This is a genomic window from Streptomyces sp. NBC_00162 (assembly GCF_024611995.1).
Taxonomy (GTDB): Bacteria; Actinomycetota; Actinomycetes; order Streptomycetales; family Streptomycetaceae; genus Streptomyces.
This window is the reverse complement of sequence record NZ_CP102510.1, coordinates 69,961-90,261: the sequence shown is the minus strand read 5'-3', so window position 1 is coordinate 90,261 and position 20,301 is coordinate 69,961. Positions and strand designations below refer to the sequence as shown.

At 73.6% G+C, this 20,301-nt stretch carries 6 protein-coding genes; 5 read left to right on the top strand and 1 reads right to left on the bottom strand.

Going from position 1 to position 20,301, the window contains the following annotated elements:
• Nucleotides 1-46: 46 nt before the first annotated feature.
• The 5 genes from JIW86_RS40380 to JIW86_RS40360 are packed head-to-tail and all read left to right on the top strand — an operon-like array spanning nt 47 to nt 18,552.
• The gene (locus tag JIW86_RS40380; RefSeq protein WP_257559708.1) at nt 47-5,425 is read left to right on the top strand and encodes a type I polyketide synthase; all 5,379 of its coding nucleotides are present in this window, start codon (nt 47-49) and stop codon (nt 5,423-5,425) included.
• A complete protein-coding gene (locus JIW86_RS40375) occupies nt 5,425-8,811 on the top strand; it encodes a type I polyketide synthase (protein ID WP_257559707.1) in 3,387 nt (1,128 codons plus the stop codon). Before JIW86_RS40380 ends, JIW86_RS40375 begins: the two co-directional genes overlap by 1 nt.
• Nucleotides 8,808-16,895 carry a non-ribosomal peptide synthetase/type I polyketide synthase gene (locus JIW86_RS40370; protein WP_257559706.1) on the top strand — a complete coding sequence of 2,696 codons (8,088 nt, stop codon included), beginning with the start codon at nt 8,808-8,810 and terminating at the stop codon, nt 16,893-16,895. The genes JIW86_RS40375 and JIW86_RS40370 overlap by 4 nt, the downstream gene beginning before the upstream one ends.
• Entirely contained in the window at nt 16,892-18,022 is a 1,131-nt protein-coding gene (locus JIW86_RS40365) for an LLM class flavin-dependent oxidoreductase (protein ID WP_257559705.1), read from the top strand. Before JIW86_RS40370 ends, JIW86_RS40365 begins: the two co-directional genes overlap by 4 nt.
• A 23-nt stretch (nt 18,023-18,045) precedes the next feature.
• On the top strand, nt 18,046-18,552 hold the full coding sequence (locus tag JIW86_RS40360) for a flavin reductase family protein (RefSeq protein WP_257559704.1): 507 nt from the start codon (nt 18,046-18,048) through the stop codon (nt 18,550-18,552).
• A gap of 107 nt (nt 18,553-18,659) precedes the next feature.
• On the opposite strand, the gene JIW86_RS40355 is transcribed toward JIW86_RS40360, so the two are convergent.
• Nucleotides 18,660-20,255, bottom strand: coding sequence for an acyl-CoA carboxylase subunit beta (locus JIW86_RS40355; RefSeq protein ID WP_257559703.1), 1,596 nt, complete (start codon nt 20,253-20,255; stop codon nt 18,660-18,662).
• Nucleotides 20,256-20,301: the final 46 nt, after the last annotated feature.

The following is a 20,301-nucleotide window of genomic DNA, read 5'->3' as shown; positions in this document are numbered from 1 at the left end:
CAGCGCTCAAGTGTTTCAGCGTTATGTACAAGCGGAGGGGGTTCTCATGCAGATGGGCAAGGACTCTGGGCACGTCGACGGGTCCCGTATGGACAACGTCGAGGCAGTGTCGCACTGGTTGCGGAGCGAGATCGCCGTACGGTCGGGGCGCGCGCCCGACGAGATCCGCGACGACGATCTCTTCACGACCATCGGTATCGACTCGATGCGCGCCGTCGCCCTCATGGGCGACCTCTCGGAGCTGACCGGTACCCGGCTCTCCCCGGCACTCATGTGGTCGCACCCCAGCATCGCGGCGCTCGCCGCCCGCGTCGTCGCGGGCGAGTCCGACGCGCCCGCCGAACTCCCGGACACCTTCCGGGCCGCTCCCCGCGAACGCGAGCCGATCGCCATCACGGGCATGGCGTGCCGGCTCCCGCAGGCCGAGAGCCTCGAGGAGTTCTGGGAGCTGCTCAGCTCGGGCACCGACGCGGTGAGCGAGGTGCCGGCCGAGCGCTGGGACGCCGCCGCCTATCTCGACGCCAACCCGGCCGCCGCCGGCAAGATGGTGACCTCCCAGGCCGGCTTCCTGCGCGGCCCGGTGGACACCTTCGACCCGCTCTTCTTCGGCATCTCCCCGCGCGAGGCGCAGGAGATGGACCCGCAGCAGCGGCTCTTCCTGGAGGTCGCCTGGGAGGCCCTGGAGGACGCGGGCCTCTCCGACGGCCGGCTGTCCGGCACCGCGACCGGTGTCTTCGCCGGGGCGATCTGGCACGACTACGCCGACCTCGGCGCGGCCGACCCCGCCGGCGCCTCCCTGCACTCGGCCACCGGCCGGGCCCTGAACATGGTCGCCAACCGGCTCAGTTACGTCCTCGGGCTCACCGGCCCCAGCGTCGTCCTGGACTCGGCGTGCTCCTCGTCCCTGCTCGCGGTCCACCTGGCCTGCCAGAGCATCTGGTCCGGCGAGTCCGAGACCGCCGTCGCGGGCGGGGTGAACCTGCTGCTGAGCCCGGAGACGATGGTCTCGCTCAGCAAGTTCGGCGGCCTCTCCCAGGACGGCCGGTGCAAGGCCTTCGACGCCCGCGGCGACGGCTTCGGCCGCGGCGAGGGCGCCGGGGCCATCGTCCTCAAGCCGCTGTCCAAGGCGCTGGCCGACGGCGACGACATCTGGTGCACGATCCGCGGCACGGCCACCAACAACGACGGCCTGAGCAACGGACTCACCGCCCCCAACCCCCTCGCACAGGAGGCCGTACTGCGCGCCGCCTGCCGCCAGGCCGGCGTCTCCCCCGCCGAGGTCCAGTACGTCGAGACCCACGGCACGGGCACCGCGCTCGGCGACCCGGTCGAGGCCACCGCGCTCGGCGCGGTCTACGGACGCGGCCGCGACGCGGACGCGCCCCTGCGCATCGGGTCGGTCAAGAGCAACATCGGCCACCTGGAGGCGGCCGCCGGCATCGCCGGCGTGGTCAAGACGGCCCTCGCGCTGCGCCACCGCCGCATTCCGCCCAGCATCCACTTCGAGACGCCGAACCCGCACATACCCTTCGACGAGCTCGGCCTGCGGGTCGCCGCGGCTCAGGAGCCGTGGCCCGAGACCGGGCAGGGCCCGGCCCGGGCCGGGGTGAGCGCCTTCGGCTGGGGCGGCACCAACGTGCACGTCGTGCTCGAGGCCGTCACCGCGCCCGCGCCGCTGACCCTGCTCGAGAGACCCGGCCCCGGCACCGAAGCCGACCCCGCCGGCCGCCCGCAGGTGGCCTTCGTATGTTCCCCGTACGGCCAGCAGTGGATCGGGATGGCCCGCACCATGCTCCGTACGGAACCGGTCTTCCGCTCCGTACTGGAGGAGTGCGACCGCGAACTCGCCCGGTACACCGGGTGGTCGCTCCTGGACGAACTGCACGCAGGTGAGGACACCTCCCGCAGCGGCGACGTCGGGGTGATGCAGCCCGTACTCTTCGCCATCCAGGTCGGCATCGCCGCCTGGCTCGAGGCCGCCGGAGTCCGCCCGGACGCCGTCGTCGGCCACAGCCTCGGAGAAATCGCCGCCGCCGTCATCGCCGGCATCCTGGACCTGCCGGACGCGGTCCGCCTCATCCACCACTACAGCGACCAGCAGCGCCGCGTCGCCGGCTCCGGCAGCGGAATGGCCGTCGTCGAACTCTCCGCCGCCGACATCCAGCAGCGCATCGACGACCGCATCGGCGGCGAGGACATCTCGGTCGCCACCCAGAACGGCCCCCGCACCACCGGCCTCGCCGGCCCCCGCGCCGCGCTGGAGGCCCTGGTCGCCGAGCTGAAGGCCCAGGGCGTGCTGTGCAGCATGATCCGCGTCGACCTGCCGGCCCACAGCGCCGGCATCGACCCGATCACCGCCGATCTCGAAGCGGCCATCGGCACGCTCACCCCGCGGCCCGGCCGCATCCCGATGATCTCCTCCGTGACGGGCGAACCGCTCGACTGGCGGGAGGCGGACGCCTCGTACTTCGTCCGCAACCTGCGCCGGCCCGTGCTGCTGGCCCCGGCCACCGCCCACCTGCTGACCAGCGGAACCGGCGTCCTGGTGGAGATCAGCGCCAACCCGGTGCTGGCCCCCGCGCTGCGCCAGTCCGCCGAGGAGTACGGAGGCACCGCGTCCGTACTGACCACCATGCGCCGCGAGGGCGACGACGACCGCGCAGGGCTGGTGGACACCCTCACCGCCCTCGCCGGGCTCGGCTTCGAAGTGCGGCTGCCGGACGAACGCCCGCCCGCCGCCCAGCTGTTCACCCTCTCCGCGCGCACCCCGCAGGCCCTGCGCGACCTCTCCCGCTCCGTCGCCGCCGCCCTCGCGGACGCCGCGCCGGGCGCGGACCTGCTGCCGGCCCTGGCCCGCGCGGGCCTGGACCGGGCCCACCACCCCTACCGCCTCTCGCTCGTCGCCCGTGACACGGCCGAGCTCGCCGAGGCGCTGGCCGCCCACGCGGACGGCGAGCGCCCGCCGCAGCTGTATGAGGGCGCGAAGCCGGCGGAATCCAGGCCGCGGACCGCGTTCGTCTTCCCCGGCCAGGGCTCCCAGTGGATCGGGATGGGCCGCGAACTGCTCCGCACAGAACCGGCGTTCGCCGCGTCCATCCGTACCACCGACGCCGCCGCCCGGGCCTGGATCGACTGGTCGATCGAGGCCGAGCTGTGCGCCGACGAGGAGAGCTCGCAGATGACCCGCATCGACGTCGTCCAGCCGATGCTGTTCGCCGTCGAGGTCGCGCTCGCCGCACTGTGGCGCTCGTGGGGCATCGAGCCCGCCGCGGTCATCGGGCACAGCATGGGCGAGGTCGCCGCCGCGCACGTCAGCGACGCGCTGGGCATCGAGGACGCGACCAGGATCATCTGCCGCCGCAGCCTGCTGCTGCGCCGCGCCGCCGGCCAGGGCGCCATGCTCGCCTGCGAGCTGACGATGGCCCAGGCCCGCGAGCTCCTCGCCGGCCAGGAGCACCTGGTGTCGGTCGGCGTGAACAACAGCCCCCGCTCCACCGTGCTCTCCGGCGACCGTGACGCGCTCGCCGCGATCGCCGGGCGGCTGGAGGCCGACCAGGTCTTCTGCCGCTGGGTCAAGGTGGACGTGGCCTCCCACAGCCCGCAGATGGACCCGCTGCGCGAGGACCTGCTGTCCGCGCTGGACGGCATCGCCCCGCGGGCCGGAACCGTCCCCGTCTACTCGACCGTGACCGGCTCGGTGGCCTCCGGCACCGAGATGAACATCCACTACTGGGCCAACAACCTGCGCGAGCCGGTGCTCTTCGCCGACCAGGTGGCCCGTCTCGTCGAAGACGGCGTGAGCGTGTTCATCGAGATGAGCCCGCACCCGATCCTGCTGCCCGCCGTGGAGCAGGTGGCCGCGGAGAGCGGTACGACCGTGGCCGCGCTGCCCTCGCTGCGCCGCCGCGAGGAGGAACGCGACACCCTGCTCGGCTCGCTGGGCCGGCTGCACGTCCTGGGCGCCCCGGCCCGGGTGGACCGCGCGCTGACCCCGGCCCCCGCGGCGAAGCTGCCCCACTACCCGTGGCAGCGGGAGCGGTTCTGGATCGACGCCCCCGGCCCGGGCACCGGCGCCGCAGGCGGCCGGGCCCTGCGCCGCGGCCTGCTCGGCGAGCGGCTCGACTCCCCCGTCACCCCGGGGACGCACTACTGGCAGATGGACTTCGACAGTGCGGCCGCCACCGCCTCGGACCACCGCATCGGCGGGGCCGCGGTCCTGCCGGGCGCCGGATTCGCGGAGATGGCCCTCGCGATGTGCGCCCAGGTCCGGCCCGGCGAGGAGCCCGTACTGGAGGAGTTCGCCTTCCGGGAGCCGCTGATCCTGCCCGCGCAGGGCGTGCGCCGGGTGCAGGCCGTACTGGAGGGCTCGGACGGCGAGCGGGCGCAGATCCGCTTCTTCGTCCGCGAGGACGACGGCCCGCTGTGCGTGGCCGAGACCCGGGCGGTCTTCGGCGCCGCGCCGGACCCGGGCGAGCCCTGCGATCCGGCCTCGCTGGCAGGTTCGCTGACCGAGACCCTCGAGGGACCGGCCTACTACCGGGCGCTCGCCGCCTGCGGCCTGGGCTACGGGCCCGCCTTCCAGGGAATCACCAGCCTCTCGCGCGGCGAAGGCGCCGCCCTGGCCCGGATCGCACCCGACCCGGCGGCCCTGCCCGCCGACCCCGGCTACCGGGTGCACCCCTCGCTGCTCGACTCCGCCCTGCAGTCCGCCGTGGCCCCGCTGCTCGGCGCCGCGTGGGGCGAGGGCGTCACCCAGTGCTTCGTCAGCGAGTCCATCGGCCGGCTGACGGTGTACGGAGCTCTCGCCGGCGAGCTGTGGGCGTACGCGCAGTGCGAGCAGGCCGGCGACGACCGGCACTGGCAGGCCCGCGTGCGGATCCTGTCCTCCGACGGCACCCTGCTGGCCGAGGCCGAGGGGCTGCGCGTCGTCAGGCTGGACTCCGTACCCGTCCTGGCCGCGAGCCAGGACGACGCGCAGGGCGGACCGGCGGACGGGGCGATCGCCGCCGGGCTGGCCGAACTGCCCGTGGCGGAGCGGCGGGCCGCCTTCGAGACCGCCGTACGGGAGATCACCGCGCAGGTGGTCAAGCTCCCCGCCCGCCGCATCGACCCCGACACCCCGCTGCGCTCGCTCGGCATCGACTCGCTGATGTCGCTGGAGCTGCGCAACCGCCTGGAGGCGGCCTTCGGCGTGGAGCTGTCGGCCACGCTCATCTGGAACTACCCGACCGTACGCGACATCGCGCCGTTCCTGGCAGGCAAGGCGGGCATCGCGCTCGACGGCGACGAGGCCCTCGAGCAGAGCCCCGAAGCCGAAGCCCCCGTCCTGCCCCCGGCGGCGGACGGTGACGCAGACCCGGAGAGCCTCGAGGCCCTCCTTGAACGTGAACTCGCGGAACTGAGCGAGCGGATGGAGACCTTCTAGTGAGCAGCAGCACCGCCGCCGGGGCCGCCCCGGCCGAAGACCGCTCCGGGGACGCCCTCGTCAAGGCACTGTCCGCCGTCCGCATGCTGCGGGGCCGGCTGGACGCACTGGAGCAGAAGCGCCACGAGCCCATCGCCATCGTCGGCATGGGCTGTCGACTGCCGGGAGGGGTCCGCTCCCCCGGCGACTTCTGGCAGATGATCAGTTCCGGCACCGACGCGATCACCGGCGTGCCCGGCGACCGCTGGGACGCCGACGCCTACTACGACCCCGACCCGAACGCCGCGGGCCGCACCACCATGCGCTTCGGCGGGTTCATCGACGGGGTGGACCGGTTCGACCCGTACTTCTTCGGCATATCCCCGCGCGAGGCCGCCCGCATGGACCCCCAGCAGCGGCACTTCCTGGAGGTGGCCTGGGAGGCGCTGGAGGACGCGGGCCTGCCCCGGGAGAAGCTCCAGGGCAGCGCGACGGGCGTGTTCGTCGGCGCCAACGCCACCGACTACCTCCAGATGCAGCTGGAGGACCCGGCCGGCCTCGACACGTACACCGTCGTCGGCGGCACCAACTGCATCATCTCCAACCGGCTCTCGTACCAGCTCGACCTGCGCGGACCGAGCATGACCGTCGACACGGCCTGCTCGTCCTCGCTGGTGGCCGTGCACCTGGCCTGCCAGTCCCTGCGCACCCAGGAGTGCTCCACCGCGGTCGCCGCCGGGATGAACCTGATCCTGTCGCCGACGATGACGGTCGCCCACTCCAAGGGCCTGCCGCTCGCCCCCGACGGCCGCTGCAAGACCTTCGACGCGAAGGCCGACGGCTACACCCGCGGCGAGGGCGTCGGCGTGCTCGTCCTGAAGCGGCTCTCGGACGCCGTCGCGGACGGCGACCGGATCTGGGCCGTCATCCGCGGCTCCGCCGTCAACCAGGACGGCCTGACCAACGGCCTGACCGCGCCCAGCGGCCTGTCCCAGCGCGATGTCATCAAGGCGGCGCTGCGCTCCGCCCGGCTGGAGCCCTCGCAGGTCACCCTGCTGGAGGCGCACGGCACCGGCACCAGCCTCGGCGACCCGATCGAGGTCGAGGCACTGCACGAGGTGTACGGGACCGCGGACGCGGGCGGCGGGAGCTGCACGCTCGGGTCGGTGAAGACCAACATCGGCCACCTGGAGGCGGGCGCCGGACTGGCCGGCCTGATCAAGGTGGCGCTGAGCATCCACCACCGGGCCATCGCGCCCAACCTCCACCTGGAGGAGGTCAACCCGCACATCTCGCTCAAGGGCGGACGGCTGCGCATCCCGACCGAGGCGGCGGGCTGGGACGAGCCCGCCGAGCGCCGCCACGGCGCCGTCAGCTCCTTCGGCGCGGGCGGCACCAACGCCCATGTCGTCCTCGGCCCGGCCCCGCAGGACGACGGCGTCCAGGAGGCTGTGGCCCCCGGCGTGCCGCAGGCCGCGCAGGGCCCCTGGCTGCTGCCGGTCTACGCGGGCACCGCCGACGCGCTGGTCCCGATGGCCCGTGCCTGGCGCGACCACCTCCAGGACCCGCAGACGCGGCAGGAGCCGTTCTCCGCTCTGGTGCACGGCGCCGCCACCCGGCGCACCCGGCACGCACACCGGCTCGCGGTCGCCGCGAGCACGCACGCCGAGGCCGCCGAGCGGCTGGACATGTGGCTGGCGGACAAGTCCCCGGCTTCCGTGATCACCGGCCGCACGGGCGGCGACATCGCCGACAAGGTCGTCTTCGTCTTCCCCGGCCAGGGCGCCCAGCGGGCCGGGATGGGCCGCGAACTGATGCGCGTCTGCCCGGTGTTCAAGGCCGCCGTGACCGAGTGCGACGAGGCCTTCAAGCGCTGGACCGACGGCGGGTTCTCCGTCATCGACACGATCATGGGTCTGGAGGACGGGGCACCGCTGGAGCGGATCGACGTCATCCAGCCGGCCCTGTTCGCCATCGCGGTCGGACTCGCCGCCCGGGCCCGGGCCTTCGGCGTCGAGCCCGACGCGGTGGTCGGCCACAGCATGGGCGAGGTCGCCGCCGCGTACGTGGCGGGCGTGCTGAGCCTGGACGACGCGGCCCGCGTCATCTGCCGCCGCAGCTTCCTGCTGCGCCGCATCAGCGGGCAGGGCGCGATGCTGGTGGTGGGCCTGCCGTTCGACCAGGCCGCCGAGTTCGTCGCGGACCACAGCGACCGGGTCTCGGTCGCGGTCAGCAACAGCCCCACCTCCACGGTGCTCTCCGGTGACCCGGAGGTGCTGGCCGAGCTCGCCAAGGCCCTCGAGGCCCGCAACGTCTTCTCCCGCCACGTCAAGGTGGACGTGGCCTCGCACAGCCCCCAGGTCGACGCCCTGCGCGAGGACCTGCTGGCCGAGCTGGAGGGCATCGAGCCCCGGGCGGGCAAGGTGCCGGTCCTGTCGACCGTCACCGGCGAACTGTGCGACGGCTCCGGTTTCGACGCCGAGTACTGGGCGGGCAACCTGCGCGAGCCGGTGCTCTTCTGGGACGCGGTGGGCCGGCTGATCGACAGCGACCACGGGGTGTTCGTCGAGATGAGCCCCCACCCGACGCTGCTGTCCGCCGTCGAGCAGGCCTTCGAGCACACCGGCCGCGAGGGGCTGGCCCTGCCGTCCATGCGGCGCGACGAGCCGGAGGCGCACGGCCTGCTGGAGATCCTGGCCGCTCTGCACACGCACGGCCTGCCCGCCCGCCTGACCGAGCTGCTGCCGGCGGCGCCCGCGCGTCCCGTACCGCTGCCCGCGTACGCCTGGCAGCACGAGAGCTTCTGGTTCCGCGCGTCGGGCGCCGCCGGCCCGGTGCCGGCCGTCGCCCTCGCCGGTGGCGCGGCGCCCGAGCCGGACGCCGCGGAGGGGCGCGAGCGGCTGCCCAGGCTGGTGGCGGCCGTGGCCGCCGCCGAGCCCGGCGACGCCCGCACCGAGCTGGTCCGCGGTGAGGTCGCCGCGGCGGTGGCCGGAACCCTGGAACTCAGCCCCGACCGGGTCGACCGGACGGCCGGCTTCTTCCAGATGGGCATGGACTCCACGCTCGCCCGCGATGCCCGCATCCGGCTGGAGACCCTGCTCGGCCGCCGCCTCCCGGCGACCGTGATGTTCGAACACCCGTCGGTGGAGGCGCTGTCCGCGCATCTGCTGACGCTGGCGGAGCGGGCGGCGGCCGACGCCGGCCCGCAGGCTTCCGCGGACCCGTCCGCGGCCCCGTCCGCCGCACCCATCCCCACCGCCATCCCCACCCCCGCACTGCAGGTGCCTTCGGACCTTTTCGGGTCCGGGGACGACACATCCCTCGACGACCTTTCCGAAGCCGAACTCCTCGCCGTGCTGGCCGCGGAGTCCGGTTCCCCGACGCACGCAGCCGGAGGAGCCCGATGACCGACAAGGACCACGAGCGGCAGAACGTACTCGCGCAGAGCGTGCGCGAGATCCGCCGCCTGCGCGGGGAGCTCGACGCCGCCGAGCGCGCCCGCACCGAACCGATCGCCATCGTCGGCCTGGCCTGCCGGATGCCCGGAGGCGCCGAGACGCCCGAGGAGTTCTGGGAGTTCCTGAGCTCGGGCCGCGACGGCATCCGCCAGGTGCCCGAGGACCGCTGGGACACCGCCCGGCACGGCAGCCGCCTCGGCGGCTTCCTCGACCGGGTCGACGGGTTCGACGCCCCGTTCTTCGGGATCTCCCCGCGCGAGGCCGCCACCCTGGACCCGCAGCAGCGCCTGCTGCTGGAGGTGGGCTGGGAGGCCCTGGAGCACGCGGGCATCTCGCCGGCCGGCCTGACCGGCACGGACACCGGGGTGTACTTCGGCGTCACCACGTACGACTACGTACAAAGACAGATGCAGCAGATCGACCCGGCCGAGCTGGAGGCGTACAGCCTCACCAGCAACGCCTCCACCTTCGCGGCCGGCCGGTTCTCGTACTGGCTCGGCCTGCAGGGCCCCAGCCTCTCCGTCGACACCGCGTGTTCGTCCTCGCTGGTCGGCGTGCACCTGGCGTGTCAGAGCCTGCGCTCCGGCGAGACCGGCATGGCGCTGGCGGGCGGCGTCAACGTCCTGCTGTCGCCCGAGTGGTTCACCATCGCCGACAAGGCGAACATGCTGGCGCCGGACGGCCACTGCAAGACCTTCGACTCCCGCGCCGACGGCTACGTACGCAGCGAGGGCTGCGGAGTCGTCGTCCTCAAGCGGCTCTCCGACGCGCAGGCGGCCGGTGACCGCGTCCTCGGCGTCATCCGCGGCTCCGCCGTCAACCAGGACGGTCGCAGCGGCGGCATCACCGTCCCGAACGCCGCCGCCCAGCAGGACGTGATCCGTGCCGCGCTGGCCTCGGCCCGCGTGGAGCCGGCGGAGATCGGCTACGTGGAGGCGCACGGCACCGGCACCCCGCTGGGCGACCCGCTGGAACTGCGCGCCCTGGACGCCGTACTGGGCGGCCGCGCGCCGGGCGAGGAGCTGGTCGTCGGCTCGGTCAAGAGCACCATCGGGCACCTGGAGCCCGCCGCCGGCATCGCCGGGCTGATCAAGGTCGTGCTCTCGCTGCAGAACGAGGAGATCCCGGCGCAGCTGCACCTGGAGGAGGTGAACCCGGAGATCGGCATCGAGGACCTCTCGGTCACCTTCCCGCGCACCGCCGTCGCCTGGCCGCGCGGCGACAAGCCCCGTCTCGCGGGCATCAGTTCCTTCGGCGCGAGCGGCACCAACGCCCACCTCGTCGTCGAGGAGGCGCCGGCCCCCGTGCCCGCCGCCGAGCCCGCCGCCGACGGAGCCGACGGCGAGCGCACCGCGCAGCTGCTGGCGCTGTCCGCCAAGAGCCCGGCCGCGCTCGCCGAGGTGGCCGCCCGCCACGCCGCCTACCTGGGCGGGCCGGACGCGGCCCCGCTCGCCGACGTCTGCCACACCGCCGCCACCGGCCGCGCCCCGCTGGCGCACCGGCTGACGGTGGTCGCCGGCTCCGCCGAGGAGATGCGGGAGAAGCTGGCCGCGTACGCGCCCGGCGCGCTCCTGCCGGCCGGCGTCCGCACGGGCCACGTGCCCGGCGGCGCGCAGCCGAAGGTGGCCTTCCTCTTCACCGGCCAGGGCTCGCAGTACGCGGGCATGGGCGCGGGCCTCTACGCGAGCGAGCCGGTCTTCCGGGACGCGATCGACCGCTGCGACGCCATCGTCTCGGAGCTGACGGACCGCTCGCTGCGCTCCGTGCTGCACCCGGCGCCCGCCGACGCCGCGCTCGTGGACGAGACCCGCTGGACCCAGCCGGCCCTGTTCGCCGTCGAGTACGCGCTCGCGGAGCTGTGGCGCTCCTGGGGCGTCACACCGGGCGCCGTGCTCGGCCACAGCATCGGCGAGATCGTCGCGGCCTGCGTGGCGGGCGTCCTGTCCCTCGAGGACGCGCTGACCCTCGCGGTGCGCCGCGGCAGCATGATGCAGGAACTGTCGGTGGAGGGCGCCATGGCGGCGGTCTTCACCACCGAGGAGCAGCTCACCGCGGCGCTGGCGCCGTACGAGGGCGAGCTGTCGCTGGCCGCGGTCAACGGCCCCGAGTCCCTGGTCGTGTCCGGCGGCGCCAAGGCGCTGGACCAGCTGCTGGACGAGCTGGCCGCGGCGGGCGTCAAGTCCAAGCGGCTCACGGTCACCCGCGGCTTCCACTCGCCGCTGATGGACCCGGTGCTGGCCGAGTTCGAGGCCGCGGCGGCCGCCCTGACGTACGCGGCCCCCCGCATCCCGGTCGTCTCCAACGTCACCGGCGAGCCGCTGACCGGCCCGCAGGCCTTCTCCGCGGGCTATCTGCGCGAGCACATCCGCCGCCCCGTGGACTTCCTGCGGGGCATGACCGCCCTGCACGGGCTGGGCTTCCGCGTCTTCGTGGAGACCGGCCCGCAGCCCGCGCTCTCCGGCATGGCCAAGCGGTTCGTGCCCGGCGCGGTGGACGGCGAACAGGCCCCGGTCTTCCTGCCGTCGCTGCGCAAGGGCCACGACGACGACCGGGTGGCGCTGGACAGCCTGGGCGCCCTGTACGCGCTGGGCGCGCCGGTGGACTGGGCCGCGTACGACGCGGGCCGGGGCCGGCGGCGCGCCGCGCTGCCGACGTACCCCTTCCAGCGCACCCGTCACTGGTTCACGCCGAGTGCCCGCCCGGTGTCGGCCGCGCCCGCCGCGGGCGAGGCCGGCTCCGCGCGTCTGCTGGGCGAGCTGGTGCCCTCCCCGCTGGAGTCCACGCAGTATTCGGCGGTGCTCGACACCACCGGCCACCCCTGTCTGGGCGACTGTGTGATGGACGGGCTGCCCGTCGTCAACATCGGCGTCTACCTGGAGTCGGCCCTGGAGGCCGCCCGGGCCGACGGCGGCGGCGCGGGCGCGCTGATCGAGGAGTGCCTGGTCCTGCAGAGCATGATCCTCGAAGAGGACCAGCGGGCCCGGGTGCAGCTCGTGCTGGACCCGGCGCCCGGCGGCCGCACCGCGTACCGCTTCTACTCCGCCCGGCGGGACGGCGCCGGCTGGCTGCTGCACTCGCAGGGCAAGCTGGCCGAACTCCCCGCAGGCGCACCGGCCGCGACCGACCTGGACGCGCTGCGCGCCCCGCTCGCCGAGGAGACCACCGGCGAGGAGTTCTACCGCCGGATGTGGCGCCGCAAGCTGTACCTCGGCCCCACCGCCCAGTGGATCGAGCACGTGTGGAGCGGTGAGGGCGAGGCCGTCGCGAGGATGCGCGCCCCGCGCCCGGGCGAGGCCGACGGCTACCGGCTGCACCCCGGCCAGACCGACGCGCTGTTCCAGTCCCTGTTCGCCTGCCTGCCCGAGGGCACCCCGGCGGACGCCACCTTCATGCTGGTGGGCATCGACCGGTTCGCCTTCCACGGGTTCTCCGGCGCGCAGGGCGAGACGTACTGCCGGGTGCGGCTGCTGCCGTCGCCCGACCCGCAGGGGATGCTCCTCGCCGAGGCCGCGCTGTACGACGCCCAGGGCCGCACGGTGGTCGAGGCCACCGGGGTGTGCCTGCGCCGCGCCGAGAAGGACCAGCTGCTGCGCACCGACGGCGCGACCGCCCCGGCTGCCCGGGCGCTGCCCGCCGCGGCCCCGCTCGCCCCGGCCGCCGCCCCGCAGTCGCTGGACGCCGCGGGCGTACGGGAGCTGCTGACGGCGACGGTCGCCCGCGCACTGGGCACCTCCCCGGACGCGGTCGACCGCGACGAGCCCCTGCAGAACCTCGGCCTGGACTCGCTGATGGCCCTGGAGGTCAAGGAGGCCCTGTCCGTCGCGCTCGGGGTCTCGCTGCCGCTGGTGGCCTTCCTGGAGGGCCGCAGCGTCAGCACGCTCGGCGACCAGATCCTGGAGACCCTCGGCACCCCCGAGGAGTCCCCGGCCGGTGCGGGCACCCAGGACGCCGCGACGCAGCCCACCGCGGGCGGCGGGCGGCTGCCGGAGCTGATCCGCGACGATGCGGCCCGCTACGAGCCGTTCCCGCTGACCGACCTCCAGCAGGCCTATCTGGTGGGCCGCTCCAGCGCCTTCGAACTGGGCAACGTCTCCACGTACTTCTTCATCGAGGTCGACCTCGACGGGGTGGACGTGGACCGGCTGCAGGACTCCCTGCGCCTGGTGATCGACCGCCACGACATGCTGCGCGCCGTGATGACCGAGGACGGCTACCAGAAGGTGCTGCCCGAGGTCGCCCCGTACGAGATCCGCACGACCGATCTGCGCGGCTGCGGCGAACAGGAGCGCGGCGCGCGCCTGGCCGAACTCCACGACGAGGTCGCCGGACAGGTCTTCGACACCGCGGTGTGGCCGCTGTTCGACATCCGCGCCACCCGCGTCACCGAGGGCCGCACCCGCCTGCACATCGGACTCGACGCACTGATCATCGACGCGTGGAGCACCTCGATGATGTTCCGCGAGTGGGCCGCCGCCTACCGCGGCGAGGCCGGCGAGCTGCCCGAGGTCCCGCTCACCTACCGGGACTACGTGGTGACGGCCAAGGCCGTCGAGGAGACCGACCTGCACGCGACCTCGCTCGCCTACTGGCGCGAGCGGCTCGACACCCTGCCGCCGGCTCCCGAACTGCCGCTGGCCACCGACCCGGGCTCGCTCGAGGCTCCGGCGTTCACCCACCGCTCCAGCCGGATCGAGGCCGAGGACTGGTCCCGGTTCAAGGCGTACGCCTCGGCGGCCGGTGTCACCCCGTCGGCCGCGCTGTGCACGGCGTACTCCCAGGTGCTGGCCTCCTGGAGCAAGTCCAGCCGCTTCACGCTGAACGTGCTCTTCTTCAACCGGCTGCCGCTGCACGAGCAGGTCGGCAACGTGCTCGGCAACTTCAGCGCCACCACCCTGCTGGAGATCGACTCCACCGCCTCGGTCGCCTTCGGCGAGCGGGCCGGGCGCATCCAGCGCCAGCTGTGGAACGACCTGGAGCACAGCCACGTCAGCGGTGTCGCGGTGCTGCGCGAGCTCAACCGGGCCCGCGGCGGCAACGCCCGCGCCAACATGCCGGTCGTCTTCGCCAGTACCGTCAACTTCGCGGCCAAGGAGGACTCCGCGGCCTCCATGGGCCTGGCCCAGCACCTCACCTCCATCGGCGAGGGCGGCGAGGAGGTCTCCAGCTCGATCCGCACCCCGCAGGTGTGGCTCGACCACCAGGTGGTCGAGGACGCCGGCGCGCTGATCGTGAACTGGGACGTCATCGAGGAGCTCTTCCCCGCCGGGATGATCGACGCGATGTTCGGCGCGTACCTCGACGTGCTGCGCGGCCTGTGCGTCGAGGAGGACGCCTGGCGCCGCCCGGCGCCCGCCCTGGCCCCGGCCGCCGAGCTCGAGGTGCGCCGGTCGGCCAACGCGACGGCCGGACCGCTGCCCGCTGGGCTGCTGCACGAGCCGTTCGCCGCGCAGGCCGCCGACCACCCCGAACGGGTCGCGGTGATCGCCCCCGGCCGCGAGCTCACCTACGGCGAACTGGACGAGCACACCGACCGGCTGGGCCGCTGGCTCCTGGAGCAGGGCGCCGGCCCCGGCACCTTCGTCGGCATCGTGATGGAGAAGGGCTGGGAGCAGGTCGCCGCCACCATCGGTGTGCTGAAGGCGGGCGCCGCGTACGTGCCCATCGACGCCGGGGTGCCCACCGAGCGGCTGCGGCTGCTGTGCGAGAAGTCGGACATCCGCCTCGTCCTGACGCAGAGCCGCGTCGAGGCCGACACCCGGTGGCCGGACGGGACCGTCCGGCTCAGCGTGGACGGCCCCGAGGCGCTCGCCGTGCCCGCCGGCGCCGTGCCCGCCTCGGCCGCGCGCCCCGACGACCTCGCGTACGTCATCTTCACCTCCGGCTCCACGGGCCAGCCCAAGGGCGTGATGATCGAGCACACGGGCGCCCTGAACACCTGTCTCGACATCAACGAGCGGTTCGGCATCACGCACGAGGACCGGGTCCTGGCCCTGTCCGCGCTCAACTTCGACCTGTCGGTGTACGACGTGTTCGGCATCCTGGCCGCCGGCGGCGCGATCGTCCTGCCGGCCCCGGACGCCCACCGCGAGCCCGGCCGCTGGGCCGAGCTGGTCACCGCGCACGGGGTCACCGTGTGGAACAGCGTGCCGACGCTGATGGAGATGTTCACGGAGCACGCGCTGGGCGCCCAGATGGCCGGGACCCTGCCGCTGCGCACGGTGATGATGAGCGGCGACTGGATCCCGCTGACCCTCCCGGAGCGCATCGCCACGCTGGCGCCCGAGGCTGCTGTGTGGAGCCTGGGCGGGGCGACCGAGGCGTCGATCTGGTCGATCGCGCACCACGTGACCGGTGACGCCGACCCGTCGCTGACCTCGGTCCCGTACGGCAAGCCGCTGCTCAACCAGCAGTTCCACGTGTTCAACGAGGCCATGCAGCCCAGCCCGGTGTGGGTGCCCGGCCAGCTCTACATCTCCGGCGTGGGCCTGGCCCGCGGCTACCTCGGCGACGAGGCCAAGACCCGGGCGGCGTTCCTGCGCCACCCGGCCACCGGCGAGCGGCTGTACCGCACGGGCGACCTGGGCCGGTACCTGCCGGACGGGAACATCGAGTTCCTGGGCCGGGAGGACTTCCAGGTCAAGATCCAGGGGTACCGGATCGAGCTCGGCGAGATCGAGGCCGCGCTGCTGGCCTGCGACGGGGTGCGCGCCGCGGTCGCCGCGGCGGTCGGCGAACGCCAGGGCGCCAAGCGCCTGGTGGCCTACGTCGTCCTCGACGAGGACCGCAGCTGCGAGGTGACGCCCGAGCTGCTCGCGAAGACGATCGGCGCGGCCCTGCCCTCGTACATGGTCCCGCAGTACATCCTGATCCTCGACGAGCTGCCGCTGACCGCCAACGGCAAGGTCGACCGCTCCTCGCTGCCGGTGCCCGGCGCCGAGGCCGCCGACGGCGACGCCGCACAGGCCCCCCGGGATCTGACGGAGGGCGAACTCGCCTCGATCTGGGCCGAGTTCTTCCCCGACGCCGGCTTCGGGGTGCACACCGACTTCTTCGCCCTGGGCGGGAACTCGCTGCTCGCGGTCCGGCTGATGGCCGAGATCCGGGCCCGGCTCGGCTGTTCGCTGCCGCTGTCCACCCTGTTCGCCCGGCCCACGATCGCCCTGCTCGCCGCAGCGATCCGGGAGGCCGGCGGGTCGGTGCGCCGCACCGCGCTGGTGCCCATCCGCACCGGGGGCGCGCAGACCCCGCTGTTCTTCGTCCACCCGGTCGGCGGAGACGTGCTCTGCTACGGCGAACTGGCCGGCCTGCTCGGTGAGGACCAGCCGTTCTACGCCCTCCAGGTGCCGGACGACGAGGTCCTCGAGACCGTGCCCGAGCTGGCCGCGCACTACGCCGCCGCCCTCACCGCCGCGGTTCCGCAGGGACCGTACCGGCTCGGCGGCTGGTCCATGGGCGGGGTCATCGCCCTGGAGATGGCCCAGCAGCTGACCGCCGCCGGGCACCAGGTCGAACACCTCGCGGTGATCGACCTGCTCGAGCCCCCGGGCCCGGCGCCGGAGCGGGCGGAGATCGACGACGCCGTGCTGCTCTCGTGGTTCGGCCGGGACCTGGCGGGCCTGGCCGGTACCTCGTGGGAGCCGGACCCGGAGCTGTTCCGCGCGGCGGACTGCCCCGAGGCGGCCTTCGAGATCCTGTACACCAAGGCGGCCGAACTCGATGTTCTCCCCGCGGGCGTCGGTCTCGAGATGTTCAGCGAGATCCACACCCGCTTCGCCCGCAACTTCCGGGCCCTGCTGTCCTACGCGCCGCAGCCGTACGCGGGAGCGACCGCGTTCCTGCGCGCCGAGGACGGTTCCACCGACGAGGCGGTCGCCGCCTGGTCGCAGCTGTTCCCCTCCGGTTTCCACTATGTCGCGCTGCCGGGCGATCACTACACGGTCATGCAGTCTCCGCGCCTGCGGCTGCTGGCCGACCAGCTGTCCCTCTGGCTCGCCGGATCGGCGGCCCGACCCCTCGAAGGAATACAGTCATGACGCTGAAGTTCGGTGCTTTCATTCCTCCCTTCCACTCCCTGGGCGAGGACCCCACCACCGCCTTCTGGCGGGACCTGGACCTGATCCACTGGCTGGACGAGCTCGGCCTCGACGAGGCCTGGGTGGGCGAGCACCACTCGGGCGGCTGGTCCACGGTCAGCTCCCCCGAGGTCTTCCTCGCCGCCGCGGCCGAGCGCACCCGCCGCATCAAGCTCGGCACCGGCGTGGTGAGCCTGCCGTACCACCACCCGCTGACCGCGGCCAACCGCATCGTGCAGCTGGACCACCAGAGCGGCGGGCGTGCCATGTTCGGCATGGGCGCCGGGGTCTCGCCCGCCGACGCCCACATGATGGGCATCTCGGCCGGTGACCAGCGCCGCATGATGGCCGAGTCGCTGGAGGCGCTGGTCCGCCTGTTCAAGGGCGACGAGCCGGTCACCATGAAGACCGACTGGTTCGAGCTGCGCGACGCCATGCTGCACCTGCGCCCGTACACCAAGCCGCGGTTCGACATGGCCGTCGCCAGCGCCGGCACCGAGCGCGGCATGCGCCTCGCGGGCCAGTACGGCCTGGAGGCGCTGACCTTCGCGGGCCGCCCGGGCATGTCGGAGCCGCCGCTGGCCCAGCTGTGGGCCGCCGGCGAGGAGGAGGCCGCCAAGCACGGCCAGACCGTGGACCGCTCCAAGTGGCGCGTGGCGATCTGCGTGCACATCGCGGAGACCCGCGAGGAGGCCCTCGACCAGGTCCGCGCCGGAATGAGCCACTGGTTCCGCGAGTACGTGCGCGACACCGTCGGCGCCTCCGCGAAGCTGCCCGAGGGCCGCGAGGCCGAGGTGGCCGTCGAGACCCACACCGCGATCATCGGCTCCGTCGAGGACGCCATCGAGGGCATCGAGCGCATGCAGCGCGAGAGCGGCGGCTTCGGCACCCTGCTGGTCAACACCCAGGACTGGGCCACCCGCGAGCAGACCAAGCGCAGCTACGAGCTGCTCGCCCGCTACGTGGCACCGCACTTCACCGGCGCCCTCGACAGCCGTCGCGCGTCCCAGAAGTGGGTCTCGGAGAACAAGAACGGCTTTGCCGCACAGGCCCGGGAGGCCGCGGCCCAGGCCACGGCCCCCCGCTGACCCCCACCACGGACGGAGCCAACATGTCGACCAAACTGCAAGAGAAGTGGCCCGCCGTCGACGGGTCGACCTTCAAGGAAGCCATGTCCCTGCTGGCGGCGCCGCTGACCGTGGTCACCACACGTGACGCACAGGGGCAGCCCTGGGGGTTCACCGCCAGCGCGGTGACCTCGGTGTCGCTGGAGCCGCCCCTCGTGCTGGTCGGCATCGCGCACACCTCCAGCTGCCACGAGGCGCTGACTCAGGTCCCCGAGTTCGTGATCAACGTGCTCGGGGACGAGCACCGCGACCTCGCGGGCCGCTTCGCGACCAGCGGCGTCGACCGGTTCGCCGGTGCGCCGCTGGAGGAGTGGCCGGACAGCCCCGGCCTGCCGCACGTGCCCGACGCGCTCGCGCTGCGCTGCGCGCTCGCGGACCGGATCACCCTGGGCGACCACGACCTGCTGGTCGGCCGGGTGCTGGAGGTGCGTTTGGCGGGCTCGGACCGGCCGCTGCTCTGGTATCAGCGGGCCTTCCGCACCGCCACCTGACCCCGCGCCCCGCCCGGCGTGATCCGCCGGGCGGGGCGCGGACAAGCGTGGAGCCGGGACGGGTGATCCCCGTCCCGGCTCCACTGCGTTGCGGGCTTGCGTACGTGCTAGAGCGGCAGGTTGCCGTGCTTGCGGCTCGGCTGCGGCGCGTTCTTGGCGCGCAGCATGCGCAGGGTGGCGATCAGCCGGGAGCGGGTCTCGGCGGGGTCGATGACGTCGTCCACCAGGCCGCGTTCGGCCGCGTAGTACGGGTGCATCAGCTCCGACTGGTACTCCTTGATCCGCTGCGCCCGGGTCGCCTCGGGATCGGCGGAGTCGGCGATCTCCCGGCGGAAGATCACGTTCGCCGCGCCCTCCGCGCCCATGACCGCGATCTCGTTCGTCGGCCAGGCCAGGGCCACGTCCGCGCCGATCGCGCTCGAGTCCATCACGATGTACGCGCCGCCGTACGCCTTGCGCAGGACCAGGCTGATCCGCGGCACCGTCGCGTTGCAGTACGCGTACAGGAGCTTCGCGCCGTGGCGGATGATCCCCTGGTGCTCCTGGTTCACGCCCGGCAGGAACCCCGGCACGTCGATCAGGGTGACCAGCGGGATGGAGAACGCGTCGCAGAACTGCACGAACCGCGCCGCCTTCTCGGACGCCCCGATGTCCAGCACGCCCGCCAGGTGCGAGGGCTGGTTCGCCACCACACCCACCAGCCGGCCGTCCAGGCGCGCCAGCGCGCAGACCATGTTGCGCGCCCACTGGCCGTGGACCTCGAAGTAGTCGCCGTGGTCGACGATCTCCTCGATCACGTCGCGGATGTCGTAGCCCTGGGTCGGGCGCGCCGGGACCAGGTCCAGCAGCTTGTCGTTGCGGCGGTCCGCCGGGTCCTCCAGGTCACCGGCCGGGGCCAGTTCGCGGTTGTTGGACGGCAGCAGGGACAGCAGGTGGCGGACGTCCTCCAGGCAGCCGCGCTCGTCGTCGTAGACGAACGAGGCGACGCCGGACACCGCTCCGTGGCTGTCCGCGCCGCCCAGGTGCTCCATGGTCACGGCCTCGCCGGTGACGGCCTGGACCACGTCCGGGCCCGTGATGAACATCTGCGAGGTGCCGCGCACCATGAACACGAAGTCCGTCAGCGCCGGGGAGTACGCGGCGCCGCCGGCGCACGGGCCCAGGATCACCGAGATCTGCGGGATCACCCCGGAGTTGCGCACGTTGCGCTTGAAGATGCCGCCGTACCCGGCGAGGGCCGTCACGCCTTCCTGGATGCGGGCGCCGGCGCCGTCGCACAGGCCCACGATCGGGGCGCCGGCGGCCTCCGCGAGGTCCATCAGCTTGTGGATCTTCTCCGCGTGGGCCTCGCCCAGCGCGCCGCCGAAAATGCGGAAGTCGTGCGCGTAGGTGAACACGGTGCGGCCGTGGACGGTGCCCCAGCCCGTCACCACACCATCGGTGTAGGGCCTCTTGTCCTCCAGGCCGAAGCCCGTCGCACGGTGCCTGCGCAGGCCCTCGACCTCGCAGAAGGAGCCCTCGTCGAAGAGGATCTCGATGCGCTCGCGAGCCGTCAGTTTGCCCTTGGCGTGCTGCGCGGCCGTCGCGCGGTCACCGGGTCCGGCCACGGCCAGGGCCCGTATCGCCGCGAGCTCCGTGGCGCGCTCTCGCAGACTCTCCAACTGACTCTCCTCGACGTTGCTCCGGTGGCCCGTGCCCGACATCCCAGCATCCGGCCGGGCTCTCAAGCCCGGCTCGAACGCGGGTGTC

Excerpts from the sequence above, each read along its gene's own strand:
- JIW86_RS40360 (WP_257559704.1), top strand. The coding sequence starts at position 18,046 with ATGTCGACCAAACTGCAAGAGAAGTGGCCCGCCGTCGACGGGTCGACC.
- JIW86_RS40355 (WP_257559703.1), bottom strand. The coding sequence starts at position 20,255 with ATGTCGGGCACGGGCCACCGGAGCAACGTCGAGGAGAGTCAGTTGGAG.
- JIW86_RS40370 (WP_257559706.1), top strand. The coding sequence starts at position 8,808 with ATGACCGACAAGGACCACGAGCGGCAGAACGTACTCGCGCAGAGCGTG.
- JIW86_RS40380 (WP_257559708.1), top strand. The coding sequence starts at position 47 with ATGCAGATGGGCAAGGACTCTGGGCACGTCGACGGGTCCCGTATGGAC.
- JIW86_RS40365 (WP_257559705.1), top strand. The coding sequence starts at position 16,892 with ATGACGCTGAAGTTCGGTGCTTTCATTCCTCCCTTCCACTCCCTGGGC.